General features: G+C 62.2%; 1 protein-coding gene. It reads right to left on the bottom strand.

Annotation, left to right across the window (positions count from 1 at the left end):
- A partial coding sequence (locus EN884_RS37945) for a VOC family protein (RefSeq protein ID WP_128361231.1) occupies nt 1-579 on the bottom strand: 579 nt, incomplete at both ends.

Here is a 579-nt window from a genome sequence, read left to right as displayed (position 1 = left end):
ATATCGTGTTGGATGGAATTGGCCGCAAGCAGCCTCGATGTCACATTGGCGTTCCGAACCGAAAAGACCACCGCTGCGAAGCGTAGATCTGTCGGCGCGCCGGCCGGCAGGCCAAAGCGCGCGGTGAAAGCCGCGCGGTCAAGCACGCTCAAATCTGCATTCGGCAGGGAAAACATGCCGCCCTGCCTTTCGGCGGCCGGATTATCCACCGAGATAGAAATCAACTCATGCTGCTTTCCAGGCGCATCGCTGACCGCCAAGATCTCGACAATTCCGGTCGCGCCGTTGGCGTGGGCCTGCAAAGCCGCGCGGTCGACATCAGGCGCGTTGACCCGCTCGCAGGCAAACAGGAAGGCGTCCGTGGCTTTGGCTCCGGCCGCGAAAGCGAGCTTGAACGATGCGATGTCGCTCTTGCCGGCCGGGTCGGTGAAAGCGCGCGAAAAACCCAGCATGTCTCCCGCCGAGATGCCGGCATCGACATAGCGTGCATGGTCGGCATCGGCATTGCCCGTACCTAGAACAATGGCGGAAAACCCCTCGTCGCCGTTGCTGTCGCGATAGGCGCGATCACGCGTGACG

It is taken from the genome of Mesorhizobium sp. M7A.F.Ca.AU.001.01.1.1, assembly GCF_004022735.1.
GTDB classification, from domain to species: domain Bacteria; phylum Pseudomonadota; class Alphaproteobacteria; order Rhizobiales; family Rhizobiaceae; genus Mesorhizobium; species Mesorhizobium ciceri.
This window is presented reverse-complemented; position numbering and strand designations above follow the sequence as displayed.